Origin of the sequence: Serratia sp. K-E0102, assembly GCF_029962625.1 — a bacterium.
Lineage (GTDB): Bacteria > Pseudomonadota > Gammaproteobacteria > Enterobacterales > Enterobacteriaceae > Serratia > Serratia sarumanii.
The window spans coordinates 3,824,113-3,849,112 of sequence record NZ_CP124754.1 but is presented as its reverse complement, the minus strand read 5'-3'; the positions used below and the strand labels follow the sequence as shown (position 1 = coordinate 3,849,112).

The window sequence follows — 25,000 nt, the reverse complement described above, 5'->3', positions numbered from 1 at the left end:
CGTTAGGTTGTAGAATGAAAGGCTATGAAAAAACTTGCCCTGTTGCTCGCTAACGTATTGGCTGTTGTTGGGCTGGCTGTGCTGACAATAAAGCTTTTTCCTGTACCCAGGCTAAACCAGAATCAAACCGCTTGGCTGATTGACGCCAGTGGGTTTTTCCATTTTAACGATACGGAATGGTTTGGTGCGCTCGTTTTTGGCGCGGTTTATCTGCTGGCCGGGTGTCTGGAATGGCTCTTTATCCGCCAGGTTTTTCAGCGGGGGAGCTGCGGGCACCGCCACTAACTCTCATCACCGTTCCTCCACCTTCACCACCCGGGTATTCAGCGGGGTGAGCGTCTGCCCGGCGCTGCCGATCGGCGTCAGGCGCGGGACGGGGCGGCCGCTGTCGCTTTCCACCAGCGTTGAGTGCGCTTCTCCCTCGGCAAACAGATGATCTTCCCCCCACTGGCGCAGGCCGACGATCACCGGAAACAGCGCGCGGCCTTTCTCGGTCAGCACATATTCCTGATAGGCGCTGCCGTCTGCGGCGGGCACGATTTCCAGCACGCCGTGCGTCACCAGCGCGCGCAGGCGGGTGGCAAGGATGTTCTTCGCCATCCCCAGCCCTTTTTGAAATTCGCTGAAGCGGGTGACGCCGTCGAAGGCGTCGCGCACGATCAGCAGCGACCACCAGTCGCCAATCACATCCAGCGTGCGCGCCACCGGGCACGGCGCGTCTTCCAGGCTTTTACGTTTCACGACGGTTATCTCCAGCTGCACATTCTGGTTGCATTATAAAACCTCTGCGCCTAAAGTTCATTGGGTTTAATAATGAAACCAGATTGAGGTGTGCGATGAGCGACAAACTGCTGGATCCCCCCTGTGCGGCGCTGGGGCGCCTGCCGGCCCCTCTGGTGCTGCTGTTGGCCGCCGCCAGCACCTTTAGCGTGGCCAACGTTTACTATGCGCAGCCGCTGCTGGACGCTATCGCCCATGATTTTTCCATCAGCCTGGCGGCGGTCGGCATGGTGATCAGCGTGACTCAGTTGGGCTGCGCGCTGGCGCTGCTGTTGGTGGTGCCGCTCGGGGATCGGCTGAACCGGCATTGGTTGCTGGCGGGGCAACAGCTGGGGCTGATCGGCGCGCTGCTATTGGTGGGCTGGGCGCACAGCGCGCCCTGGCTGCTGGTAGGGATGTTGCTGGTAGGCTTATTGGGCACCGCCATGACGCAGGGGCTGATCGCTTTCGCCGCAGCACTGGCGGCGCCGCAGGAGCGCGGGCGGGTGGTTGGTGCGGCGCAGGGCGGAGTGGTGTTGGGGTTGCTGCTGGCGCGCACCCTGTCCGGCGCGCTGGCGGACGTCGGCGGCTGGCGCACGGTGTACTTCTTCTCTGCCGGAGTGACGCTGGTATTGCTGCCGATCCTGTCGCGCCTGCTACCTGCGCCGCGCACCGCTCCCAGTACGCTGAGCTATCCCGCGCTGCTGCGTTCAATGCTGACCCTGCTGCTGCATGACCGCACGCTGCAAATTCGCGGCATGTTGGCGCTGCTGATGTTCGGCGCTTTCAGCCTCTTTTGGAGTTCGCTGGTGTTGCCGCTGAGCCAGGCGCCGTTCAACTTCACCCATGCCGCGGTGGGGGCGTTCGGCCTGGTCGGCGCGGTGGGCGCGCTGGCGGCGGTACGCGCCGGGCGTCTGGCGGATCGCGGGCTGGGGCAGGCGGCCAGCGGCGTGTGTCTGCTGCTGTTGACGCTGGCCTGGCTGCCGCTCGGTTTGCTCGGCAGCGGCCTGGTTTGGCTGGTGGCGGGCATTGTGCTGCTGGATCTGGCGGGCCAGGCGATCCACGTGCTGAACCAGAGCATGATCTTCAGCGCCAACCCGCAGTCGCACAGCCGGCTGGTGGGCTGCTACATGCTGTTTTACGCCGTCGGCAGCGCGCTGGGCGCCTTTGCCGGCACCCATATGTATGCCTGGGCGGGCTGGAGCGGCGTCTGCTGGCTGGGGGCGGGCGTCAGCCTGAGCGCGTTGCTGTTTTGGCGGCTGACGCTGCGCGGCATGCCGCCCTCAGCGGCGGCGGTGGAGCAGTGAAAGCTGGAAGCCCAGCGCACCGCACAACTGCTGAGGCGCGGTGAAGCCGCTTTCCGCCAAGAGGAGACGGCTGCGTGCCGCCGTCATCGGGTGCCAGTTGCGGCGGGTGCGTTCGATCACCTCCTGCGCCTGCGCCGCGGAATGCCCGGCGCTTTGCAGCCAGTGTTGGTAGTGGCTGGCGGGCAGGCCATCCGGTTGATAGTCGAACAGCAGCAGCGGCGCGGCGGGGGAAAGGCGCTGCGCCAACTGCTGCAGGAAATCCAGTTTGGCGCCATCGTCGGCGATAAAGTGCAGCACCAATGAACACACCGCCGCGTCGTGGCGGGTTTGCGGCGCTTGTTGCAGCAAGGTGGGCTGGAAGCTCACCCGCTGTGCATAACCCGCGGCTTCGGCTTTGGCGCGCGCGGCCGCCAGCATGCCGGCGGAGGGTTCCACTGCGCTGAAACGCCAGCTGGCGTTGGCGGCGGCCAGCGCCGACAGTTCGCTGCCGGTGCCGCAGCCGGTCAGCAACAGCATGGCGTCATTCGGCAGCGTCTGCGCGAGCGTCGCCGTCAGCAGCGCCTGAGCAAACTGATAGCCGGGCACCAGGGTCAGAATACGGCGATCGTAGTCCGCCGCCGCGGCATCGGGGAAGCGTGTATCCGTTTGATGTTGCATAACCTTCCTTGCAAAGTTCATTGAGAGAGACAAGGAAGGGTATGCTTAAGTGATAATGAAATCCATTATCATTAATGAGTTCTGTGACGGGAAAGGCGGCGTTAGCGGGCCGGCGAATGCATCAGGTAATAATCTTCTTCGCCGTCGTTGCCGGTAGAGATGATGCGCCAGCCGTGTTTGCGGTAGAACGCCAGTGCCTTTTCATTCTTCACCAGGCATTTCAGCGAGCCGGTGGCGGTGAAGGTAGCTTCCGCCGCCTGCAGCAGCGCACTGCCGACGCCGCGCGGCGCCTGATGGGGATCGACATACAGGTTATGAATGAAGTTGTCTTCGCGGTAGATGGAGACGAATCCCAGCAGCGTGCCGCCGTCTTCCGCCACCCAAATCGCTTCGCCCAGCGTCGCGCCGTCGAAATCTTCCAACTGATAGTTTGAGGTATCGCGCCAGCCGAACGCCGCCTTGCGCGACGCCAAGTACAGCGTGCGCAGGAAGGGGCGATCGGTTTCTTGATAAGGTCTTATCTGCATGGCATCTCCCGGTGGTTTGTGCTCACTATAGCGCATTGCGCCGGGCGTGCACGGCCACAAACGGAAAATGCTAGGCGTCACCCCAGGCGGGCAGGCGATTGAGCCCGTCGCTTAACTCCTGAGCCAGGTGGCGCACGGTGTCGGCATGCAGGGCGGCCAGCGGTGGATGAAAGTCGGGCGCCCGCAGCGCTTGCGGTGCGCTGGCAAGCTGCGCCGCATACTCGGCGAGAACGTGCCCGCCCTGGCGTTGGACCTCTAGCAGCGCCTCGTGTTCCTGCACGGACAGCGCGGCGCCGCTGCCTGCCAGATAGGTGTTGAGCTTTTCGCTGGTCAGCAACAGGCTGCGCGTCTGGTTGAAGATCAGTTGGATATGCCGGGTGAAGCTTTCATGGTTATCATCCGCCAACTGCCAGGTAGGCTCCAGCGTCACCCGGGCCACCACCGCTTCGCAGCCCTCGATCTTTTGCCAGATGCCGATGGCGTTTGTGTTCTCGCCGCCGAGGAAGCGCGACAATTCCCGCAGCAGGTTAGCGACCTGCTGCCGCAGCGACTCCCCTTCGTATTCCGGCCACAGCGTGGCGTGAATGAAGGTGGCGAACCCCACCCCCAGCACGATGCCGATCAGGCGATCGCGGATCTCGGTCAACTCGGTGACCGGGCCGAAGCTTTCCAGCAGTGCCAGGGAAAAGGTGAACAGGATCTGTACCCCGGCATAGCTTATCTTCTCGGAACCGGCGGCGATCCAGGCGGAGAGGGCGATCACCGGCAGCGTCAGCAGCAGCAAGCCGACGAGGCTGTCGAGGTGAGGCATGATCCACACCACCGAGATCAGCGCCAGCAGGCTGCCGATCGCCGCGCCGCCGAGACGCAGCCGCGCCCGCCGCTGCGTGGCACCGAGGCTGGGCTGCGCCACGATCAGGCAGCTCAGCATGATGGTATGAATGCCGGACCAATCGACGGCGGTATAAAACACGTAGGCCACCAGCACGGTCAGCAGCGTTTTCAACGAAAACTGGATGTAAACCGGGTTGGTAAGGGCGTCGGGGGCAAAGAAGGGCACTTTCGGCGGCGGCGCGGCCTGTAGTGCGTCGGCGTAGTCGCTGCGGTTGGCGTAGATTTGCAGGAGGCCGGCCATTTCATTGAGCGGCGCCGGCACCTGCGGATCGTCACTGCCGGCGATCGCGACGGAAAATCGCAGCGCGCTGTCGTGGCTTATCGCGGTTTGCAGTTCTCGGCAGGCGGCATCTATCTCTTGCGCCAATTTACGTGCGGCCGTGCCGAAAGCCGGCGGCAGCTGGTAGGCCAGGATATTGAGCTGCAATACCAGGGTGATCAGCGCCAGATAACCGGGCTCGTTGGCGCGGCAGCGATCGCTGCGCATCACCGAGAAGCGCAGTAGCTTATGCAGCTCGGTGGCATGCTGCGAGATGGCGCTCAGATCGCGCGTCTCGCCGCCGTGGGCCAACATAGCGCGGGTTTCGTCCAACACCGCGATCATCCGGCCCTTTAGCTGCTTCAGCGGTTCGGCCGGCAGCAGTAGGGTATTGACGATCAGGGTGAGCAGAATGGCGTAGTTGATCGCCACCCATACCCACAGCACCAGCCGTATCACCACTTCCGCCTGCGGAGTGAGATCGACAAAGCTTTGCGTGTAGATCACCACCAGCGCCATCAGGAAGAACAGCACTCCGACCTTGGTCACCCGCATCAGGAACACGCTGAGGAAAAACAGCGCGCTGGAGAGCAGAATGCGCAGCATCGGGTAGTCATAGGTGAACTTCAGCACCAGGATAGCGGCGCCGATCGCCAGCGTGGAGCTGACGAAAAACAGGATACCGATCGCGCGGGTGATCACGATATTGGACTGCGTGATAAAGAAGACAGCGATCAGCGATAGCGCCAGCCACGGCACCTGCAGCGTCTGCGAGATCACGATGGCGATCGCGCTGGAGAGCAGGGCGCGGATCACCAGGTTGATGCGGCTGTCCGAAGGGCGCAGCTCGTCGATCAACCGGGACAGCCAGCCGCGAGACATCGTTTTACTCTTCATGGCGCAGGTTCAGCTTCGCCACCGCCGAAGCACCCACGCGGAACAGCGCCGGGTTGGGAGCCTCTACGGCGATCTTGACCGGGAAGCGCTGCGAAACGTGCACCCAGTTGATGTTGCGCGACACGTTGGGCAGCCCGCCCAGCACGGTGCCGCCGTCGTCGGGCTGTACGCCGTAACTGACCGACTCCACCTTGCCGCTGAATGTCTGGCCGGCGTCGCTCATTAAATACAGCGTGGCCGGCACGCCAGGGTGCACGCCTTTCAGGTCGGTTTCGCGGAAGTTGGCGACTACGTACCAGCGGCGGGTGTCAATCAGCGTGAACACCGGTTTGGCACTGGAGGCATATTGGCCGACGGTGGTTTTCAGCGAGGCGATGCGGCCGTCGAATGGCGCTCGCACCTCGGTAAATTCCAGATTCAGCTTGGCGATGGCGATGTCGGCCTGCACTTCGGCGCGCTGCGCGACCAGGGCTTCGACGCCGCTGACGGCGGCTTCCGCCTGTTTCGCCTGCAGCTCCGCCTGCGCCGAGCGCTGGGAGGTGCGGGCGGTTTCCACTTCTTCCGCCGAAACGTAGTTCTTGCCGAGCAGCTTCTGCCGGCGGTTAAGGGTGTCGGTCGCCTGCGCCACCAGCGCCTGCGAGCGTTTGACGATGGCGTTCATCGATTCGGCGTTGTACTGCTGCGCGTTGACCGAACGCTGCGTCAGCTTGATCTGCTCATTCAGAGTGATCAGGCGCGCTTCGCTGGCCGCCAGCGCGTCCTGGTAAGGGCGCGGATCGATGCGGAACAGCAGATCGCCTTGCCGCACTTCCTGGTTGTCGCGGATCGGCATCTCGACGATGCGGCCGTTCACCTCCGGCACTACGTCGATGGTGTCGGCATAGGCGTAGGCATCGTCGGTAGTGGGGGCGTTTTCCACCCGCCAGACGACGACGGCGGCCACGATGAGCGTCAACGCCAGGATGGTAAGCACCAGCAGTCTGCGCTTGTTGGAGATTTGTGGTTGGGTCATGGCGTCAGTCTCAGTGGGGGAAAACCAGTAACCAGATCAGCATGGCGATCAGCGCGGTCAGCGCCGGATACGTCAGCAGCTGCGGCGCCAGCCAGACGCGTTTTTCCGGGGTGCGCAGCAGCAGGTGGATCGCCACCATGCCCGCCACGCCGCCGCACAGGCAAAACAGCCAGTCGGGGAACGAAGCGCCGAACACCACTATCGACGGTGCCGGCGAGCACCCGGTGAGCAACAGCGCGGTCAGGCAGGTGATAAGCAGTTTTTTGTCGGGCATAGGGCATTCTCTGGCGATTGGCTTGGGCGACGGGCCGAATGAAATGACTCTTTTTCAGTGAGTGAGGTCACTGTTTGTCTTCCCCACGCTTGCGTCAGGGTAAACTAGAATAAATACTCTACTCTAAACTAGAGGTATTGATCTAGTTTTTTGTGTCGCCCTGCCTTCGCGGCGGCAAATGGGTATAATGCGTTGATGACAGCGGGCAGAAACGAATATGCAAATCGACGAACACATCACCGGGCGAGAGCCGCAGCAGGAAAGAGGGCGGCAACGCGTACAAACCATTCTGGATTCGGCGGCGGCGATCGTGGCGCAGGACGGGCTGGCGGCGCTCAGCATGCAGCGGCTCGCCAAGCACGCCAAAACCTCCATCGGCTCGATGTATCACTTCTTTCCCGATCGTCACGCAGTGATCAAGGCGCTGGCGGATCGGCATACCGAGTCGGTCGAGGCGCTGATCCGCGACATGGCGTTGGCCAGTGACGACGAGTGGCGGCGCCTCTCCGCTGAAGAGGTAATCCAGCGGCTGTTTTCACCCTATGCGCAGTACCTGCGCGAGCACACCGACTACCTGCCGGTGATGCGGGAAATGAACCTCCCGGACGAAAAGTCCAGCTTCCTGGCGCTGATCGCCAGAGTGCTGCAGCTGCGCCGCCCCGAAACCGCCGAAGCGGAGATCCTGCAGCAAACCCGGCTGTTGCAAAGCCTGGTGGCCGGCACGCTGCACCATATCTTCAAGACAGCGCCGCAGAGCGTGGCGTTCACGCTGGCGGAGCTGCCCGGCGTGCTGAGCCTGTATCTGGCGGGAAAAGAGGGGAACATCGCTTAGGCGCGAGCCAATTTATTCGCTTGTTTGTCCGCGCCGCCGCTGGCATGATCCCCTGCAGGGATTAACGCAACGTTGATCACAACCTATTGATTTTCATGACTCGGGGTGCCCTTCTACGTGAAGGCTGAGAAATACCCGTATTACCTGATCTGGATAATGCCAGCGTAGGGAAGTCACGGCCGCCCAGCCGGCGCCGCCTTCTTGAACGCCGGTTGGGAGGAATATGATCGCTCGACCTGATGCACTACCCGGCGCGCGCGCCGCGGCCTGTCTGACCCAATTCCAACAGCGGCCTCCGCTGATCCACTGCCTGACCAACGAAGTGGTGCAATCGCTGACCGCCAACGTGCTATTGGCGCTCGGCGCCTCCCCGGCGATGGTGGTGGAGCCGCAAGAGGCGGCGCAGTTCAGCGCGCTGGCCGACGGCCTGCTGATCAACGTCGGTACCCTCAATGCGCTGCGCGCCGAATCGATGCGGGCGGCGGTGGCCGCCGCCAATCGGGCCGGCAAGCCCTGGACGCTGGATCCGGTGGCGGTCGGCGCGCTCTCCTACCGCACCGCCTTCGCCAAACAGCTGCTGGACGAGAAACCGGCGGCGATACGCGGCAACGCCTCGGAAATCATGGCGCTCAGCGGGTTGCTGGCCAGCGGCCGCGGCGTGGACAGCGGCGACGATTCGCTGGCGGCCTTGCCCGCCGCGCGTGAGCTGGCGCAGCGCAGCGGCGCGGTGGTAGCGGTCACCGGCGCGGTGGATTACGTCACCGACGGCCAACGCGATTGGGCGATCGAAGGCGGTTCCCCGCTGATGACGCGGGTGGTGGGCACCGGCTGTGCGCTGTCGGCGGTCGTGGCGGCGTTTTGCGCCCTGCCGGGCGATCGCCTGGACAACGTGGCGACCGCCTGCCGGGTGATGTCCCACTGCGGCGGCCTCGCGGCCAGACTGGCCGGCGGGCCGGGCAGCTTTACGCCGGCGTTCCTCGATGCCCTGTATCAGCTGCGCGGGGAGGATCTGTGATGAAACGCATTAACGCCCTGACCATCGCCGGCACCGATCCCAGCGGCGGCGCCGGCATTCAGGCCGATTTGAAGGCTTTCTCGGCGCTTGGCGCCTACGGCACCTCGGTGATCACCGCGCTGGTGGCGCAGAATACCCGCGGCGTGCAGTCGGTGTATTACATCGATCCGGCGTTCGTCGCCGCGCAGCTGGACTCGGTGTTCAGCGACGTGCGCATCGACAGCGTCAAGATCGGCATGCTGGCCAACGCCGACATTGTGCAGGCGGTGGCCGAACGGCTGCGCCATTACCGGCCGGAGTTCGTGGTGCTGGACACCGTGATGCTGGCGAAAAGCGGCGATCCGTTGTTGGCGCCGGAGGCGGTGGCGTCTATTCGGCGCGAGCTGTTGCCGCTGGTGTCGATCATTACGCCGAACCTGCCGGAAGCGGCGGCGCTGCTGGCGTGCGCGCCGGCGGAAGATGAAGCGCAGATGCGCGAGCAGGGGCGGGCGCTGCTGGCGATGGGCTGCCGGGCGGTGCTGATGAAGGGCGGCCACCTGAGCGAAAGCGAGAGCCCGGACTGGCTGTTTACCGCAGAAGGCGAGCAGCGCTTTACCGCGCCGCGCGTCGCCACCCGCCACACCCACGGCACCGGTTGCACGCTCTCGGCCGCGCTGGCGGCGCTGCGCCCGCGCCATGCCGACTGGGCGGCCACGGTGGCCGCCGCCAAGGACTACCTGCAACAAGCGCTGCAACAGGCGGACACGCTGGAAGTGGGGCACGGCATCGGGCCGGTGCATCATTTCCACGCCTGGTGGTGAGTCAACTTTTTGCCGCAACCGTGGTCTGACTAGTTCAGGCCCGGTTTGACGGGCGAAACCTGATTTAACCTAGGGAGAAGGACTATGACGGGACACCAGGCGCTGCGTTGCGCCCTCTTCGGCGCACTGCTCAGCTTCAGCGCGGGCAGCTTTGCTCAGCAGATCGTCACCACGTCGGATTTGATTCAGCAGCCGGGGTATCAGGCCAGCTGGCAAAACATGGTGAAAGGCCAGGCGCGGATGCCGGGCTGGGCGCGCAAGGGCGTCGGCACCTCGACGCCGGCGCAGAACCTGAGCTGGAAGGGCAAAGAGTATCTGGTCGGCAATCTGTGCAAACCGCACGACTGCGGCAACAACTTTTTGATCGTGGCGTTCAGCGCGGACAAATCCCAGGCCTGGGGCGTGCGAGTGGCGGTGGAAGACCGGCCGGAAGCCGTCGACCATCCGAAGAAATACGCCAAGTATCAGTGGCTCGGCAAGCCGGATGACGACATGAAAGCGCTGCTGAAGCAGCAGTTCGAGAACAATCCCGACTGGAAATGATCTGACCGGGGGCGCCGGTGACGGCGCCCCCGGCGTTGATCAGCCGATGCCGGCCTGATGCAGATCGTGCAGGTTGAGCGCCCCCACCAGCACGCCGTCCATATCGACCACCGGGGCCGCGCTGATGTGCTGTTCGTGCAGCGCCTCCAGCGCCTCGCCGGCGCGCCACTGCTCCGGCAGCCGATAGCCCGGGCGGGTGATCGCCGGGCTGAGCGGATCCTGCAGGCTGTTGCCCTTCACCAGCCAGCGGCGCAGGTCGCCGTCGGTAAACACGCCCACCACCCGCTGCTGCGCGTCGCAGACCGCCACTAACCCGAGCCCGGTGCGGCTCAGCTCCAGCATCGCCTCCATCACGTTGGCGCTTTCGCTCACGCGCGGCAGGCGATCGCCGGTGCGCATCAGGTGATGCACGCGGTTCAGCAGGCGCGCCCCCAGGCTGCCGCCCGGGTGCGAGCGGGCGAAATCTTCCGCGTTGAAACCGCGCTGGCGCATTAACGCCATCGCCAGAGCATCGCCCATCATCAGCGTGTTGACCGCGCTGGAGGTCGGTGCCAGCCCCATCGGGCAGGCTTCGCGCTCGACGCCGATATCCAGTACGCAGGCGGCGGCCAGCGCCAGCGGCGACTCTTTGCCGCCGGTGACGGCGATCACCGGAATGCCGTTCTCCGCCAGCAGCGGCAGGATCAGATCCAGCTCTTTGGCGCGGCCGGAGTAGGAGATGAACACCACCACGTCGTCGGCGCCGATCATGCCGAGATCGCCGTGCAGCGCCTCCGCCGGGTGCACGAAGAACGACGGCGTGCCGGTGCTGGCCAGCGACGCGGCGATTTTCTTGCCGATATGGCCGGATTTGCCGATGCCGGAAATCACCGCTTTGCCGCGGCAGTTCAGCAGCAGTTCGCAGGCGCTGACGAAGTTGTCGTCCAGGCGCGCCAGCAGGCGTTGCGCTTCGGTCAGCTCGATCTCCAGCGTTTCGCGGGCGAAGGCGAGCAGGGCGTTGGCGTTACTCATCGGGGTCTCCTACCAGAAGGATATTGATGCCTTTCGCCTGCAGGGCGGCGAGGTAATCGGGGTTGATGTCTCGGTCGGTGATCAGCGTGTCGACGGCGCTGAGTTCGCACACCACGTTCGGGCTCTTGCGGCCGAATTTCGAGGAGTCTACCAACAGAATAATGCGGCCGGCGGCTTCGCACATCGCTTTGCTGACGTTGTGCACTTCGTTGAAGGTGGTGACGCCGGCGTTGAGATCGACGCCGTCCGCGCCGATAAACAGCTTGTCGAAGCTGAACTGCTGAAACGCCGATTCGGCCAGGCTGCCGTGGAACGAGGCCGATTTTTTGCGGTAGGTGCCGCCGGGCATCAGGATGGTCTGATCGTTGTCCAGCTCCACCAGCGCGTTGACGATGGTCAGGCTGTTGGTCATCACCGTGATGTTATTGAACTGCGCCAGGTGCGGCACCATCTGCAGCACCGTGCTGCCGGCGTCGAAGATCAGCGAGTCGCCGTCGGCGATCAGCGCCACGGCGGCGCTGGCGATGTGGCGTTTTTTCTCGGTGTTGATATGGGTTTTGCGGTCGATCGGCTGATCGCCGTCGTCGCGGCTGAGCACCACGCCGCCGTAGGTACGTATCACCTCGCCTTCTTCTTCCAGCAGGGTGAGATCCTTGCGGATGGTGGTGCCGGTGGTGGAGAAATGCTCGGCCAGGGCATCCACTGCCGTTTTGCCGTGCCGCTGCAGATATTCAAGGATAGCGGCCTGCCGCTGCTTTGGTTTCATCGCGATTCCCGTTCACAAGAGTTGGGCATTTCCCCTCGCTGAATAATTCACTATGAAAGGTAATGTCTTTTAATGTGAAAATATCACGATTTGGGTTCAATCGCTAACGTTAGTGCAGACTGGCATGCGCGATCCTCGGGGAAGATCACATCCGGGTGCAAATCCCGCTGATGCAAACCGTGCAATCGAGGCAGCGGGCGGGGCCGGGCGAAAACGGTCAGGCCGCGCAGCAACAGGCTGCCGCACACCCGTCGATCGGCGTCGAAGGCCAGCGCCAGCACCACTCGCGGGCGGAAGCGGCCGCCGGAACGGCCGACGCCAACGGCGCCCAGCCGGCACAGGCCGTCGAAGGCGCGGTTGAAGCGCTGCAGTTGCCACCAGCCAAAGGCGATTTGCAGCAGCCAGGCCAGCAGCGCGAAGGCGATCAGAGCTTGAGTCATGGGGTTCTCCTTAGGCCCCCTTGCGCGGAAGGGGGCGTCGATGGCGTCAGAACATCACCTGGCCGCCGGTGATATTGATCGACTGGCCGGTGCAGTAAGAGGCCTTGTCGCTGGCGTAGAACAGCAGGGTGTTCAGCACGTCCTGGTAGTCGCAGCCGCGCTTCAGCGGCACCTTGTCGATGTAGTACTGCTCCACCTGATCCGGCGCGATGCCCAGTTTTTGCGCGTACTGCGGCAGCAGCGACTGGAACATCGGCGACTTCAGCAGGTTGCCGAGCATCAGCGAATGCACGGTAATGCCGTACTCCGCCAGATCGAGCGCCAGCGACTGCGTCAGCCCCACGCCGCCGAACTTGGCGGCGCTGTAGCCGGAGTTGTGCTTGCTGCCGACCTTGCCGGACTTGGAGTTGATCTGAATGATGCGCCCGGCGATGCCGTCGCGGATCATCAGGCGCGAGAACTCGCGGGCGCAGAGGAAATAGCCCACCAGGTTCACCTGCAGCGAGCGATCGAAGTCGCCCAGCGGAAAATCGGTGATCGGTGCCGCCTTGGCGATGCCGGCGCTGTACACCAGCAGGTTGGCCTGGCCGAATGCCCGGTCAACCGCCGCCGCCAGCGCGATCACGCTCTGCTCGTCGGTGGCGTCGGCCTGAAAACCGCAGGCGCTGCCCGCGCCAAACGCTTCGTTGATCTGCTGTGCCACCTGATTGGCATTATCGGCGTTCAGATCGGCTACCGCCACCCGATAACCGGCCTGCGCCAGCCCGTGGGACAAAAAGGCGCCTAACGTTTGGCCGCCGCCAATCACTACAGCTACTTCAGACATGGTCTACTCCTTATGCGATAAATGACAGCGTGCTGCCCAACGGGATATCGGTCGGCGTCGGGCCGGATACGTGGATCGAGCCGGGGAATTCGGCTTCGGCTTCGCCGTCGAAGCGCACGGTGATGTGGCCCAGCTCGCGCAGATTCTGCGTGGCGACGCTGCCGACGGCGGTGATGGCGTAGCGCCGCTGCGCCAGTTCCATCACGCCGCCGACCTGCAGCTCGCCGGCGGTCGCGCCGTGGCGGTGGATGAAGCAGAACTCTTCGATATCCGCCGGCGCGCCTTCACGGAAGGTGATCAGCATGTTGTCCAGCAACGCGTCGCGGGCGCAGCCGCCGATCTGCGTGATGGTGGTGTGAAAAATGGTGTGCATAAACGTCCCCCAGGAAATCAGCTTATTGATAAATGAAGGCCGAGGCGGCCCAGGCGATCAACACCGTCGGCGCGCCGGTCAGGAAGCGGCCGACCAGCACCGAAGGCACGCCGACCCGCACGGTGTCCTGCTTGGCTTCCGCCAGCGACAGGCCGACCGGAATGAAGTCGCAGGCGGCCTGCGCGTTGATGGCGAACAGCGCGGGCAGCGCCAGCTGCGGCGGAATATGACCGAGGCCGATCTGCACCCCGACCAGCACGCCGATCACCTGGGCGATGACCGCGCCGGGACCGAGGAACGGCGACAGCAGCGGGAATGAGCAGATCAACGCCAGCGTCACCAGGCCGATCGGGCTGTTGGCGAGCGGCGTCAGGCCGTGAGCGATAAAGTCCCCGAGGCCGGAGGCCATGATGATGCCGATCAAGGCCGAGACGAACGCCATAAACGGCAGGATGGTCTTCAGCACGGTGTCGATGGTGTCGCGCCCGGCTTGGAAGAACACCGCCACCACCGATCCCATGCCCATGCCGACCTTCGCCAGCAGCCCGTCGCTTTGCTCGGTGATCTTCTTGCTGGTGTCGTAGTCGCGCGCCTTGGGCGGCGCTGCAACGGTGGCGGCGGGCTGGCTATCTGCCGCTTCGATTCGGCTGATGTTGTGGTCGCGCACGCCGGAGACATAGATGTCTTCGAGGATAAACTGCGCCAGCGGGCCGGACTGGCCGGTGGCGTGGATGTTGACCGTCGGAATGCGGCGTTTCGGATACAGACCGCAGCGCAGGGTGCCGCCGCAGTCGATCACCGCCACCCCGATCTCTTCCGCCGGCGGTTCACCTTCTTTGAAGCCGTCGACGGCCGGCCAGCCGGTCAATTCGCTGAGGCGATCGACGATCGAAGGTCGGGTGCCGGCGGTGATGTACACCACTTTCTTGCCGGGCTCGATCGGCAGCTCCAGGGGGCCGCCCCAGCCGCTGGCGCCTTTTTCAATACGGATATAAGCACTCATGCTGCACTCCACGAATTAAAGTTGCACCTGGCGATCCAGACGGATGCCCATCTTGCGTTCGAACAGGCTGGTGGTGAGATCGGTGACCCAGCCGCGGAAGAAGTTGGTGAACAGCCCCACCAGGAAATAGCTCACCGCCAGCGGGCCGAGCGGCAGGCCGAGGGTGGTCAGGCCGCTGGCGATGCCGAGGTAAACGAACAGTTCGCCCGGATTGATGTGCGGGAACAGGCCGTTCATCGAGTGGCAGCTGTAGGAGGCCGCCGCGTAGTAGCTCGGCTTGTATTTCTCCGGCATGAAGCGCCCCAGGCTGAGGGTCATCGGGTTGCAGAAGACAAAGGTGCCGATCAGCGGCAGCAGCAGATAACGCGACACGGGGTTGCCCGCGCAGCGCTGCGCCAATCGTTCGATACGTTCCTGGCCAACAAATTTGATCAGCGCGTTCATGATAACCAACAGGCTGATCAACAAAGGTAAAATGCCGGTCACCATGCCGACAAACACTTCACCGCCTTTCTGAAACAGGCCGATAAACCACTCGGCGCCGTGGGTGATTAGCTCAATCATTATGTTCTCCTGTAATGGACTGATATGGCCTGGAGCGAACGGCGGCTCTGTCGCCATGGGCCTTATAGTAGTCACTTTGTTGGGCCATTTGTTTTAAATAGATCACAATTTGAAAGATAAACATTTTATTTTGAAAGTTTAAGGTGAAAGAAAGAGAAGGTCTGTGGCATGAGGGGGAGAGCGCGGGCACAAAAAAGCCCGGTGAACCGGGCTTTGGGTAGGGGGTATACGGAAATCGCCGTTGTTAGCGTGTTTCTGTTACTGCTCGAGAATCTTTTGTATTGTCTCTACGGAAGCACCGTTTCTTTCGGCCGTTTGGGCCAGTTCTTGCTTTTGTTTGTCTTTTTCAGCGATTGCCATATCTTTGGCGGCGGCTATCGCGGCCAGGAAAATTTCTTTTTCCGTCGCGGTGAGCGGGCCTTGTAGTCTGGCTTCGCAGACGCGATACAACGTATCGCGGATAAAATTTACCGTGGTGGTACGCCGAGCCAGATCGACTACGGCGGTGCTGAACTCTGCATCGCCACTGACTTTTTGAATTTGTTCCGTGCTCATTTCAGCTTTCAGCGCGGCAATAACGGACTGCGCGACATCAGGCGGTGGAGCCACGCAGTACTTGATATTTGAGTCTGCGGGAATATAAATGGCGCTGCTTCTTGTTGAGTCATAGTCAAACCAATACGTTTCTCCAGGTTTCAACTCATGCCTAGAGGCCGGAGATTTAAATAGCGCGCAAGACGATAGCGAAAGGATGAGCAGGGAGATGATTACAATATTGACTTTCATGATGGCACCACCATAAAAATGTGGGTTAACTAGCGTAAAATTTAGTCAAAAGTCCATAAATAACAATGAACTATAATAATTATTAATGCGCTAAGTTTTTGTGTTTTCGGAAAAGGTGGGGAATTTGAAGTTTGATAAGGTTAACTTTCAATCTTTAATGATTTATGTCGTTCTCTTTCGCATATTTGGAATAAAAAAAGCCCAGGGAGATCAAATAAAAACCAGCTCTTATTTTTGCTCATAAAATACATTCGGTTGCATTATTTCCTTGTCAAGACCTCCCTCGATGCACAAAAAAGCCCGGCGAACCGGGCTTGAGGACAGGCGGTCCGTCACATCAGGCGATGGTGACCTTCTTGTCCAGGTAGGCGTCTTGCACGGCGTTGATCAGCGCCACGCCGTCTTTCATCGATTTCTTGAACGCCTTGCGCCCCAGGATCAGGCCCATGCCGCCGGCGCGTTTGTTGATCACCGCGGTGCGCACCGATTCCTGCAGATCGTTCTCACCGGCGGCGCCGCCGGAGTTGATCAGCCCGGCGCGGCCCATGTAGCAGTTGGCTAACTGGTAGCGCACCAGATCGATCGGGTGATCGGTGGTCAGCTTGGTGTAGACGCGATCGTCGGTATAGCCGAATTTCACCGCGCGGTAGCCGCCGTTGTTTTCCGCCATTTTCTGTTTGACGATGTCGGCGCCGATGGTGGCGGCGATGTGGTTGGCCTGGCCGGTCAGATCGGCGCTGGAGTGGTAGTCCACGCCGTCCTTGTTGAATGCCGGGTTGCGCAGATAGGCCCACAACACGGTGACCATGCCCAGCTCATGCGCGCGCTCGAAGGCGATCGAGATCTCTTCGATCTGGCGGCGCGACTGCTCGGAGCCGAAGTAAATGGTGGCGCCGACCGCCACTGCGCCCATGTTGAACGCCTGCTCGACGCTGGCGTACAGGGTCTGGTCGTACTGGGTCGGGTAGCTCAGCGTTTCGTTGTGGTTGAGTTTGACCAGGAACGGAATTTTATGCGCGTAGCGGCGCGATACCGACGCCAGCACGCCGTAGGTGGAAGCGACGCAGTTACAGCCGGCTTCAATCGCCAGCTCGACGATGTTCTTCGGATCGAAATACAGCGGGTTGGCGGCGAACGAGGCGGCGGCGGAGTGCTCGATGCCCTGATCGACCGGCAGGATCGACAGGTAGCCGGTGCCGGCCAGGCGGCCGTGGTTGAACAGGGTTTGCATCGAACGCAGCACGCTGTTGGGACGGTTGTTATCGATCATTACGCGGTCAACGAAGTCGTCGCCCGGCAGGTAGAGATTCTCGGCGGGGATAGTGGTACAGCGGTGTTGCAGCAGATCTTCCGCTTCCTTTCCTAGCAACTGCACAATATCAGTCATGGTTCACTCCCGATTAAGCTTCTTCATACACCGGCAATGCAAGGGTTTTTGACCACCGGCGCAGTAAAAAAGCGGTGATTGAAGCTGTAAAGCGATACTACCGAACTGGATCCGGCAAGGACAAACAATAGATGCGATTGAGAGGAAATGCCATTTGCGAGGCCAAATACGCGGGGACGATCGCCCCCGGCGCGCTAAGCGATTGATTATTCGATCTCGAACCACTCGGTGTTCTGCTGGGCGATTGGGAACAGCAAGGTGTCGGGCGCAGCGGCTGCGCCCGACAAGGTCAGCCCAGCAGGGCGCAGTTAGGCGGCAGGCGGCATTCGATGGCCTGCGGCAGCACTTCGATGCGGAAATGGCGACCCTTGAGCGGTTCGCCGTCGAGGTTGAAGGTCATCTCATGCGGCGCGTCGATCTCGAGCCACGGCAGCGCCGCGCTGAGGATGCTGTTGCTCTCTTCGTCGTTGAACAGGGCGGCGACCAGCGCCGGCAGCAGCTCATCGGCGATCAGCAGGCGCAGCTGCAGCAGGCCGTCGTTGATCAGCGCGCTGGGGCACAGCTCCTGGCCGCCGCCGGCCTGCTTGCCGTTGCCGATGCCGATCACCAGCGCCTCGCCGGCCCAGCGGAAGTCCGGCCCACGGATTTCACAGCGGTCGGCCTGCAGCGTATCCATGCGCAGCAAGCCGTGCACGAAGTAGGACACGCCGCCGAGAGCCGCCTTCAGCTTCTCCGGCGTTTCGGTGGTGATGCGGGTGCCGAAGCCGCCGGTGGCCATGTTGATGAAGTAGCGCTCGCCGTTGACCTTCGCCAGATCGATCGGCACCGAGCGGCCCTTGATCGCCAGCTGCAGCGCCTGTTCCGGCGAAGGGGGGATGTTGCAGGCCATGGCGAAGTCGTTGGCGGTGCCGAGCGGCAGGATGCCCAGCGCCGGCCGGTTGTGCGCCGGCAGTTGCACCAGCGCGGCGGCCACTTCGTTGATGGTGCCGTCACCGCCGCCGGCGACGACGGTGCCGACGCCGAGCTGCGTGGCTTCTGCGACATAGCGCGCGGCGTCGCCGTGCTCCCAGGTCACGCGCACGTGCAGCGTGATTTGCTCTGCGCGCAGGCGTTTGACCGCCTGACGCAGCTCTTCGTTACCGGCGCCTTTGCCGTTGATGATAAGCAGGGCGGGCGCATGTGAGTGTTGAGGCATTGCCGATATCCTCCGGCGGAAAACCAAGAATGCCTCAAGATAAACCAGCTGCCGCCACCAGGCCATCAGAATATTCAGCTAATTCTGGTTATTTCCCGGCGTTCAGTGAATAAGAAACAAGGCGAATTTATCTGAATTTTACCCGGAAATAAGCCAGGTTTTAAAGACGAGAGGATTAATCGCTGTAGCGTTATTTATATATCGAGGCGACGTGATTATTATTATTAAAACGGATAACGGGAATAAGTTATGGAAATCGGCGCGGCGAAAAAAATAGGCGCACCCATAAAGAAAAAGCCAGCCCAAGGGAGATTGGGCCGGCTAAGGAGGTGGTTCCTAGTATTGCTATGCAAATATTTTCGTTGTTCGTTTTAAGCAGCGTGATAGTAACCAAGCTGCGCGCACATTGATGTGATCCAATTCTAATATTTGCTAAAAATCGCCGCCGAATGACGGCGATTCATTTTTATGCCCCGGCGCTATTTTCTTCCGCCAAATTGCGGATCAGCAACGCATAATTGAGATCGATATCCTGCGGGATCGGCAAATAAACGATATGGCCGTTGCCCGGCGCCACCTCAATCGGCTCGCCTTTCTTATTTTGCATGCTCTCGAGGGTGAACACCACGTTGCCGCCCGGCGTCATCATCTCGACGCTGTCGCCGAGCGCGAACTTATTCTTCACGTCGACTTCCGCCCAGCCATCGCGGCGCACGCCGGTGAATTCGCCGACGAACTGCTGGCGCTCGGAGAGCGAGGAGCCGTAGTCGTAATTCTGCTGCGCTTCGTGCACGTGGCGGCGCAGGAAGCCTTCGGTGTAGCCACGGTGCGCCAGGCCTTCCAGCGTGGTAAGCAGAGTCGGATCGAAGGGTTTGCCGGCGGCCGCGTCGTCGATGGCGCGGCGGTAGACCTGGGCGGTGCGGGCGCAGTAGTAGAAGGATTTGGTGCGGCCTTCGATCTTCAGCGAGTGCACGCCGAGCTGCGTCAGACGCTCCACGTGCTGGATGGCGCGCAGATCCTTGGAGTTCATGATATAGGTGCCGTGTTCGTCTTCGAAGGCGCTCATATATTCGCCTGGCTTTTGCGCTTCAGACAGCATGAACACCTTGTCGGTCGGCGCGCCGATGCCCAGCGTCGGCTCGACGGTTTGCACCGGGATCGGCTCGTGCAGGTGCACGATATTGCCGGTGTCGTCCTCTTTGCCTTCTTCCGCTTTGTACTGCCAGCGGCAGGCGTTGGTGCAGGTGCCCTGGTTGGGATCGCGCTTGTTGATGTAGCCGGACAGCAGGCAGCGGCCGGAGTAGGCCATGCACAGCGCGCCATGCACGAAGATCTCCAGCTCCATGTCCGGCACTTCGGCGCGGATCTCGGCGATCTCTTCCAGCGACAGTTCGCGCGAGAGGATCACGCGGGTCAGGCCCATTTGCTGCCAGAACTTCACCGTCGCCCAGTTAACGGCGTTGGCCTGCACCGACAGGTGGATATCCATCTGCGGGAAGGCTTCGCGCACCATCATGATAAGGCCGGGATCGGACATGATCAGCGCATCCGGGCCCATATCGATAACCGGCTTCAGATCGCGCAGGAAGGTTTTCAGCTTGGCGTTGTGCGGGGCGATGTTTACCACCACGTAGAATTTTTTGCCCAGCGCATGGGCTTCATTGATGCCCTGCGCCAGATTCTCGTGGTTGAACTCGTTGTTGCGCACCCGCAGGCTGTAGCGCGGCTGGCCGGCGTAAACCGCATCGGCGCCGTACGCGAAGGCGTAACGCATGTTTTTCAGCGTTCCGGCCGGGGAGAGAAGTTCCGGTGTAAACATAGTGTGTCTCGGTCTGATTTCAGGTCAGCACCACGCCACCTGATGGCGCAGTAAAAGCGGGGAATTGTAGCCGCAGCGCGGCAAGAAATCAGCAGTTAACCGGATTTATTCAGGGGAGATTGATCTTGGTCAAACGGAAAATGCGCGGCGGCGGGCCACCGCGCGGGAGAAAGGGAAAGATCAGGCGCTCAAATCGCGGATATCGGTGGTCGGGCCGTTTTTCATCACCGACTGGATACCGTTTTTAGCGGCGCTTTCGGAGCTGTACATTTCGCTGACGCCGATCACCTGATGGTTCTTTGCCTTCAGCACAAAATAGGGCTGATTGCTGGTGCTGTGCTTCAGTTCGTACTGCGCTTCGTGCGGTGAATTGGTCTGCACCGAAGCGATGCCGTTCTCCGCCGAGGCTTTGCTGGCGTACATTTCGCTGGCCAGAATGCTCTCGCCGTTACTGGCTTTCAGGTTGAAGTGGTACTGCCCGTTCTTTGCTTTTTTCAGCTCATAATGACCGATTGCCATGGTTCTTCTCCTGTAGGTTCCGATTCGTGATGTAAGTGTAGCCAATCGCTTGAAAATCGGCGGCTAAACCTCACAGCAGCTTAGTCGAAAAAATACGCAGTTTTTTTGCGCCGGCGCGGAGTTTTCATTCGGTGAACCTGGCGCCGCACGGGAAGCTAAGGGAAGGCGCGGTGATTGCGCAGTGCGCCGCATAACAAGGGGAACAGGGTTTCACCCCGTGAGATTGTGCGTTACGGTTTGGCCGTTTCGTCAATATGGATGAAAAATGAGCGATACATCTTGGCATCGACACGCTACAGGCATATGCTTTGGCCTATGCCTGCTGTGGAGGTTGTCGAGATGGAAAGAATCGCAAAGCTGTTTAAAAACGGCAGAAATCAGGCGGTGAGGTTACCGGTGGAATTTGAATTTGATACGGATCGTGTCTATATCCGTCGCGATCGGGAGGGCAACGTGATTTTATCCAAATATCCGGCAAAGCCGGACAGCTGGGCACCGCTGCTGAGCATTATCGCCCAAACGCCGGTGCCGCAAGAGTTTCTTGGCGCGGAAGATCGTCAGCAAGGGGTTGCAGACCGCGATCCATTCTCAGAGGAAGAGTAGGCGATGTACATGTTTGATACCAACACCGTCAGCCACTTGTTTCGGCAGCATCCGCAGGTGCTTAACGTCATGGAAAAGCTCCCGCCTTCTGCCGTATGTATTTCCTGCGTCACGGAGGCGGAACTGCTTTACGGTGTGGCTAAACGGCGGAACAAGGCGTTGCAAAGCGTGGTCGAGGCCTTTCTTGCCGCGGTGACGGTCTATGCATGGGATAGCGAGGCCGCCCGCTGCTACGGTGAAATGCGCGCGAACATGGAGAAAAAAGGCAAAATCATGGGCGCGCTGGATCAACTGATCGCCGCTCACGCGCAGAGCCGTGGCGCGACGTTGGTGACCAACGATCGCGCATTCGCCATGGTGCCCGGGTTGGCGGTTGAAGACTGGACGCGCTGATTTCCCCCTAAACCCCATTCACCAGCCGGCAGGGCTCGGCTTCCCAGCGGTAGCCCACGCCGTATACCGAGCGGATAAAGGATTTTTCCCCGTCGATCAGTTCCAGCTTGCGGCGCAGGTTTTTGATGTGGCTGTCGATGGTGCGGTCGGTGACCACCCGGTAGTCGTCGTACAGGTTGTTCAGCAGCTGCTCGCGAGAAAATACGTTGCCCGGCTGGCTGGCCAGCGTTTTCAGCAGGCGGAATTCCGCCGGCGTCAGATCCAGCAACTGCCCCTGATAGCTGGCCTGGAAGCGCGGTTCATCGATGTGCAGCAGGTCATCTTCCCGCGCGCTCTCCTGCGGCCGATAGCTGCGGCGCAGGATGGTTTTCACCCGCGCCACCACTTCGCGCGGGCTGTAGGGTTTGCAGATGTAATCGTCGGCGCCGATCTCCAGCCCCAGCAGGCGGTCGATCTCTTCGATTTTCGCCGTCACCATCACGATCGGAACGTCGCTGAAGCGGCGCAGCTCGCGGCACACCGTCAGCCCGTCGGCGCCCGGCAGCATCAGGTCGAGCAAGATCAGCGCCGGCGGATGCTGGTGCACGGTCGGCACCACCTCGTTGCCGTTGGTCAGCCAGCGGGTGGCGTAGCCCGCCGCCTGCAGATAATCCACCAGCAGCTGGCCCAGCTTGGGCTCATCTTCAACAATCATGATCTGCACGGGTTGATTCTGAATGTCCATCAGGGCGCCTTATTTTTTATCGGAGTAGCAAATTCTACTGTAATGCGCACGCCGCCTAAAGGCGAATGCTCGGCGCGGATTTTCCCGTCGTGCGCTTCCACGATGTTGTGGCAGATCGCCAGCCCCAGCCCTGAACCGCCGCTGGCGCGGTTGCGTGAACCTTCCGCCCGGTAGAAACGTTCGAAAATGCGCGTCAGCTGCTGATCGCTGATGCCCGGCGCGCTGTCCTGCCAGTAGAGAAGCAGCCGCCCCGGCTGCAGCTCGGCGCCGATCTCCAGCCGGCCGCCGGCGTCGGTGTAACGCAGGCTGTTTTCCAGCAGGTTATTGAACAGCTGGTTCAGGCGATCGGGATCGCCGAACAGCGGCGCCTGGGGCGGCAGATGGGTGACGATCTCCAGCCCTTTGGCGCGGAAGCGTTCGCGAAAGGCGGCGACGGCGATCTGCAGCAGGTGCACGCAGTCCACCGACGATTTGCGATAGGCCAGCGCGCCGAGATCGGAGAGCGACAGCTGGTGCAGATCGTCGACCAGTTTGGTCAAGGTGGATACCTCGGCCTGCAGCGAGCTGAGCGACGCCGGCGTCGGCTGGCGCACGCCGTCCTGCAGCGCTTCCAGTTCGCCGCGCAGCACCGCCAGCGGCGTGCGCAGCTCGTGCGATACGTCGGCCATAAAGGCGCGGCGCATCTGCTCGTTTTTTTCCAACGAGGTGGCCAGCTGGTTGAAGTCGTGCGCCAGCCGGCCCAGTTCATCCTGGCTGCTGACCGCCACGCGGGTGGTGAAATCGCCCGCCGCCAGGCGGTGGGTGCCCGCCACCAGGCGCTTGACCGGGGCCAGCATGCCGCGCGACAGCAGCCAGGTCACCGCCGCCGCCAGCAGCGTGGAGAGCGCGACGATAATCCAACTGGTGCGCCGCTGCTGGCGATCGAAGTTGATGTCGGTATTGCGCGTCAGGCGCTCGACCGGGGTGGTGAGCACCCAGCCGACGATCTGGTTGTTGTAGCGGATCGGGTGGCGTGGCCCCTCTTTCGGCAGGGGGCCAGAATGCCCGACCAAACGATTGAACTGGCTGTCCACCACCCAAAACTGGGTGCGCCAGCCCTTGGGCGGCAGATTGTGGCTGCTGTCGCTGTTCTGCTCGAACGAGCGCATGATTTGGTAGACCACCTGATCGTTGTTGCGCAGGAATATCCAGTTGCCATGGTGGCTGTACTGTTCCTCCAGCGCTTCGCTCAGCATATTGATGCGTTGCTCGTTGCTGCTCTTGATGTAATCGATAAAGCCGCGCTCAAAGCTGACGCGCACCCCCCAATGCATGGTGATCAACACCAGCATGCAGGTAGCGAAAATGGCCAGGAACAGTTTCCCGGTAATGCCTATCCTCATTGCAACCTCGTTGAGCCGGTACCCGGCTCTTTGGTCAGCGTGCGGTTGGGCGCGCTATCGGCCGGCACGCGCGCGAAGGCCAGCGCGGGCAGAGCGATAATCAACGCCATACAGCAGTAGCTGTAAATAAATGCGCTGTGAATGGCTGGGCTATCGGCCACCACCTGATGATGGGCGAAGCTGCCGATCAAGATGCCGGCGACGCTGACGCCAAGGCTCATCGACAGCTGCATGACCATCGATAACAGGCTGTTGCCGCTGCTGGCCAGCCTGTCAGGCAGATCTTTCAGCGTCAGGGTGTTCATCGCCGAGAAGCGCAGCGAGTTGACCATCCCCTGGAAGAACAGCACCACCGGCAGCAGCCACAGCCAGCCGAGCATCGCCGCCAGCAGGAAGCTCAAGCTGACCAGCGCCAGCAGCAGCGTGGCGGCCACCAGCACGTTACGGTAGCCGAAGCGGTTGACCACCTGCACCACGATGCGCTTCATGCCCATGCTGCCGATGATCATCGGGATCATCATCAGCCCGGCGTGGAATGGGCTGAAGCCCATGCCGACCTGCAGAAACAGCGGCGTCATGAACGGCAGCATGCCGCTGCCGATGCGCCCCAGCAGGCTGGCCAGCAGCCCGATCTTGTAAGTCGGGGTGCGCAGCAGCCGCAGCGAGAACAGGGCGCGGCTATTGCCGTAGGCATGCCAAACATACCCCAACAGCGCCGCCACGCCCAGCGCCACCAGGCCGGCGATGGCGTCGCCGGACAGCCCCATGCCCTTGTGGCCGTCGAGCGCCAGCGTCAGCGACGCCATGCCGATCGCCAGCAGGATAAAGCCGCTGAGATCGAAGCGGCGGGTCTGCATTTGGTAGTTGGGCATCAGCAACAGCGTGGCGATGGCGCCCACGATGCCCACCGGAATGTTGATCAGGAAAATCCAATGCCAGCTGGCGTATTGCACCAGGAAGCCACCCAGCGCCGGCCCCATCAGCGGGCCGATTTGCCCCGGCAACGTCACGAAGGTCATCGCCGCCATGTACTGCTCGCGCGGCACGATCTTCATCACCGTCAGGCGCCCGACCGGCACCATCATCGCGCCGCCGATGCCCTGAAGCACGCGCGAGGCGATCAGCTCGTTCAGGGTTTCCGAACGGGCGCAGAGGAGGGAGCCGAGGGTGAACAGCAGGATGGCGCTGAAAAACACCCGCTGTACGCCGACCTTGTCCGCCAGCCAACCGCTGGCCGGCAGCGTCACCGCCACCGTCAGCACATACGAGACGATCACCGACTGCATGCGCAGCGGGTTCTCCCCCAGGCTGGCGGCCATCGAGGGCAGGGCGGTGTTGACGATAGTGGTATCCAGCGTCTGCATAAAGAAGCCGAATGCCACTATCCAGAGTTGCCAGCGTACCGTGGCGGCGTGTTTCATCAGCATCGGTCG

General features: G+C 61.7%; 29 protein-coding genes and 1 riboswitch. Of the genes, 8 read left to right on the top strand and 21 right to left on the bottom strand.

The annotated features are described in order from the left end of the window. The first annotated feature begins 24 nt into the window (after window positions 1-24). The gene (locus SSARUM2_RS18355) at window positions 25-285 is read left to right on the top strand and encodes a DUF1158 family protein (protein ID WP_060439428.1); all 261 of its coding nucleotides are present in this window, start codon (window positions 25-27) and stop codon (window positions 283-285) included. 6 nt (window positions 286-291) lie between these two features. Here SSARUM2_RS18355 and SSARUM2_RS18350 read toward each other — a convergent pair whose 3' ends face one another. Continuing rightward, a complete protein-coding gene (locus SSARUM2_RS18350; RefSeq protein ID WP_033648951.1) occupies window positions 292-741 on the bottom strand; it encodes a helix-turn-helix domain-containing protein in 450 nt (149 codons plus the stop codon). A gap of 95 nt (window positions 742-836) precedes the next feature. On the opposite strand from SSARUM2_RS18350, the gene SSARUM2_RS18345 reads away from it, so the two are divergent. Next, window positions 837-2,066, top strand: a complete 1,230-nt coding sequence (locus SSARUM2_RS18345) for an MFS transporter (RefSeq protein ID WP_060453054.1) — start codon at window positions 837-839, stop codon at window positions 2,064-2,066. Here SSARUM2_RS18345 and SSARUM2_RS18340 read toward each other — a convergent pair. The 5 genes from SSARUM2_RS18340 to SSARUM2_RS18320 form a co-directional block, all read right to left on the bottom strand. Further along, on the bottom strand, window positions 2,043-2,723 hold the full coding sequence (locus SSARUM2_RS18340) for a class I SAM-dependent methyltransferase (RefSeq protein ID WP_060439433.1): 681 nt from the start codon (window positions 2,721-2,723) through the stop codon (window positions 2,043-2,045). The two genes, SSARUM2_RS18345 and SSARUM2_RS18340, sit on opposite strands and share 24 nt — an antisense overlap. A gap of 101 nt (window positions 2,724-2,824) precedes the next feature. Beyond that, window positions 2,825-3,250 (bottom strand): GNAT family N-acetyltransferase, encoded by a 426-nt coding sequence (locus SSARUM2_RS18335; RefSeq protein WP_060439435.1) that lies wholly within the window; start codon window positions 3,248-3,250, stop codon window positions 2,825-2,827. Window positions 3,251-3,320: 70 nt separating this feature from the next. Continuing rightward, on the bottom strand, window positions 3,321-5,285 hold the full coding sequence (locus tag SSARUM2_RS18330; protein WP_060453053.1) for an FUSC family protein: 1,965 nt from the start codon (window positions 5,283-5,285) through the stop codon (window positions 3,321-3,323). A 4-nt stretch (window positions 5,286-5,289) separates the two neighbouring features. Further along, the gene (gene mdtN / locus SSARUM2_RS18325; protein ID WP_282488501.1) at window positions 5,290-6,312 is read right to left on the bottom strand and encodes a multidrug transporter subunit MdtN; all 1,023 of its coding nucleotides are present in this window, start codon (window positions 6,310-6,312) and stop codon (window positions 5,290-5,292) included. Between the two features lie 10 nt (window positions 6,313-6,322). After that, window positions 6,323-6,586 carry a YtcA family lipoprotein gene (locus tag SSARUM2_RS18320; RefSeq protein WP_060439440.1) on the bottom strand — a complete coding sequence of 88 codons (264 nt, stop codon included), beginning with the start codon at window positions 6,584-6,586 and terminating at the stop codon, window positions 6,323-6,325. Window positions 6,587-6,803: 217 nt separating this feature from the next. Here SSARUM2_RS18320 and SSARUM2_RS18315 point away from each other — a divergent pair, with 217 nt between their 5' ends. From SSARUM2_RS18315 to SSARUM2_RS18300, 4 genes are all read left to right on the top strand, one after another. Continuing rightward, complete coding sequence (locus SSARUM2_RS18315) at window positions 6,804-7,418, top strand: TetR/AcrR family transcriptional regulator (RefSeq protein WP_049194890.1); 615 nt, start codon at window positions 6,804-6,806, stop codon at window positions 7,416-7,418. A gap of 91 nt (window positions 7,419-7,509) precedes the next feature. Next, window positions 7,510-7,606, top strand: a riboswitch (TPP riboswitch). A gap of 35 nt (window positions 7,607-7,641) precedes the next feature. Further along, on the top strand, window positions 7,642-8,433 hold the full coding sequence (thiM, locus tag SSARUM2_RS18310) for a hydroxyethylthiazole kinase (protein ID WP_060431325.1): 792 nt from the start codon (window positions 7,642-7,644) through the stop codon (window positions 8,431-8,433). After that, complete coding sequence (thiD, locus tag SSARUM2_RS18305; RefSeq protein WP_033648851.1) at window positions 8,433-9,233, top strand: bifunctional hydroxymethylpyrimidine kinase/phosphomethylpyrimidine kinase; 801 nt, start codon at window positions 8,433-8,435, stop codon at window positions 9,231-9,233. The genes thiM and thiD overlap by 1 nt, the downstream gene beginning before the upstream one ends. Before the next feature lie 84 nt (window positions 9,234-9,317). Further along, window positions 9,318-9,776 carry an inhibitor of vertebrate lysozyme family protein gene (locus tag SSARUM2_RS18300; RefSeq protein WP_033648850.1) on the top strand — a complete coding sequence of 153 codons (459 nt, stop codon included), beginning with the start codon at window positions 9,318-9,320 and terminating at the stop codon, window positions 9,774-9,776. A 39-nt stretch (window positions 9,777-9,815) separates the two neighbouring features. Here SSARUM2_RS18300 and gutQ read toward each other — a convergent pair whose 3' ends face one another. From gutQ to SSARUM2_RS18240, 12 genes are all read right to left on the bottom strand, one after another. Then, window positions 9,816-10,787, bottom strand: a complete 972-nt coding sequence (gene gutQ, locus SSARUM2_RS18295; protein ID WP_047570967.1) for an arabinose-5-phosphate isomerase GutQ — start codon at window positions 10,785-10,787, stop codon at window positions 9,816-9,818. Further along, on the bottom strand, window positions 10,780-11,553 hold the full coding sequence (locus SSARUM2_RS18290; RefSeq protein WP_033635559.1) for a DNA-binding transcriptional repressor: 774 nt from the start codon (window positions 11,551-11,553) through the stop codon (window positions 10,780-10,782). The genes gutQ and SSARUM2_RS18290 overlap by 8 nt, the downstream gene beginning before the upstream one ends. A gap of 83 nt (window positions 11,554-11,636) precedes the next feature. Next, window positions 11,637-11,993: a transcriptional regulator GutM gene (gutM, locus tag SSARUM2_RS18285; protein WP_060439442.1), complete on the bottom strand. Its 357-nt coding sequence runs from the start codon at window positions 11,991-11,993 to the stop codon at window positions 11,637-11,639. Window positions 11,994-12,039: 46 nt separating this feature from the next. Next, on the bottom strand, window positions 12,040-12,819 hold the full coding sequence (srlD, locus tag SSARUM2_RS18280; RefSeq protein WP_033648848.1) for a sorbitol-6-phosphate dehydrogenase: 780 nt from the start codon (window positions 12,817-12,819) through the stop codon (window positions 12,040-12,042). A gap of 10 nt (window positions 12,820-12,829) precedes the next feature. Continuing rightward, window positions 12,830-13,192 carry a PTS glucitol/sorbitol transporter subunit IIA gene (gene srlB / locus SSARUM2_RS18275; protein WP_021504438.1) on the bottom strand — a complete coding sequence of 121 codons (363 nt, stop codon included), beginning with the start codon at window positions 13,190-13,192 and terminating at the stop codon, window positions 12,830-12,832. A 22-nt stretch (window positions 13,193-13,214) separates the two neighbouring features. Then, complete coding sequence (locus SSARUM2_RS18270) at window positions 13,215-14,195, bottom strand: PTS glucitol/sorbitol transporter subunit IIB (protein ID WP_033635556.1); 981 nt, start codon at window positions 14,193-14,195, stop codon at window positions 13,215-13,217. Window positions 14,196-14,210: 15 nt separating this feature from the next. Next, window positions 14,211-14,759, bottom strand: a complete 549-nt coding sequence (locus SSARUM2_RS18265; protein WP_004941528.1) for a PTS glucitol/sorbitol transporter subunit IIC — start codon at window positions 14,757-14,759, stop codon at window positions 14,211-14,213. A gap of 258 nt (window positions 14,760-15,017) precedes the next feature. Continuing rightward, entirely contained in the window at window positions 15,018-15,545 is a 528-nt protein-coding gene (locus SSARUM2_RS18260; protein WP_033648847.1) for a hypothetical protein, read from the bottom strand. A gap of 337 nt (window positions 15,546-15,882) precedes the next feature. Further along, window positions 15,883-16,932 carry a class I fructose-bisphosphate aldolase gene (gene fbaB, locus SSARUM2_RS18255; RefSeq protein ID WP_033635553.1) on the bottom strand — a complete coding sequence of 350 codons (1,050 nt, stop codon included), beginning with the start codon at window positions 16,930-16,932 and terminating at the stop codon, window positions 15,883-15,885. Between the two features lie 289 nt (window positions 16,933-17,221). Further along, window positions 17,222-18,127 (bottom strand): lipid kinase YegS, encoded by a 906-nt coding sequence (yegS, locus tag SSARUM2_RS18250; RefSeq protein ID WP_033635546.1) that lies wholly within the window; start codon window positions 18,125-18,127, stop codon window positions 17,222-17,224. A gap of 466 nt (window positions 18,128-18,593) precedes the next feature. Further along, on the bottom strand, window positions 18,594-19,946 hold the full coding sequence (gene yegQ / locus SSARUM2_RS18245; protein ID WP_033635545.1) for a tRNA 5-hydroxyuridine modification protein YegQ: 1,353 nt from the start codon (window positions 19,944-19,946) through the stop codon (window positions 18,594-18,596). Window positions 19,947-20,126: 180 nt separating this feature from the next. Beyond that, window positions 20,127-20,465, bottom strand: coding sequence for a YegP family protein (locus SSARUM2_RS18240; protein WP_033648841.1), 339 nt, complete (start codon window positions 20,463-20,465; stop codon window positions 20,127-20,129). Between the two features lie 339 nt (window positions 20,466-20,804). Here SSARUM2_RS18240 and SSARUM2_RS18235 point away from each other — a divergent pair, with 339 nt between their 5' ends. Both SSARUM2_RS18235 and SSARUM2_RS18230 read left to right on the top strand, forming a co-directional pair. Continuing rightward, window positions 20,805-21,068, top strand: coding sequence for an AbrB/MazE/SpoVT family DNA-binding domain-containing protein (locus SSARUM2_RS18235; protein WP_004941563.1), 264 nt, complete (start codon window positions 20,805-20,807; stop codon window positions 21,066-21,068). Window positions 21,069-21,071: 3 nt separating this feature from the next. Next, window positions 21,072-21,461, top strand: a complete 390-nt coding sequence (locus SSARUM2_RS18230) for a type II toxin-antitoxin system VapC family toxin (protein ID WP_060453052.1) — start codon at window positions 21,072-21,074, stop codon at window positions 21,459-21,461. A gap of 7 nt (window positions 21,462-21,468) precedes the next feature. Here SSARUM2_RS18230 and baeR read toward each other — a convergent pair whose 3' ends face one another. The 3 genes from baeR to SSARUM2_RS18215 are packed head-to-tail and all read right to left on the bottom strand — an operon-like array spanning window position 21,469 to window position 24,994. Continuing rightward, window positions 21,469-22,185, bottom strand: a complete 717-nt coding sequence (baeR, locus tag SSARUM2_RS18225) for a two-component system response regulator BaeR (RefSeq protein ID WP_033635542.1) — start codon at window positions 22,183-22,185, stop codon at window positions 21,469-21,471. Further along, window positions 22,185-23,567 (bottom strand): two-component system sensor histidine kinase BaeS, encoded by a 1,383-nt coding sequence (gene baeS / locus SSARUM2_RS18220; RefSeq protein WP_033635541.1) that lies wholly within the window; start codon window positions 23,565-23,567, stop codon window positions 22,185-22,187. Before baeS ends, baeR begins: the two co-directional genes overlap by 1 nt. Further along, on the bottom strand, window positions 23,564-24,994 hold the full coding sequence (locus SSARUM2_RS18215; protein WP_060453051.1) for an MFS transporter: 1,431 nt from the start codon (window positions 24,992-24,994) through the stop codon (window positions 23,564-23,566). The genes baeS and SSARUM2_RS18215 overlap by 4 nt, the downstream gene beginning before the upstream one ends. Between the last annotated feature and the right edge of the window lie 6 nt (window positions 24,995-25,000).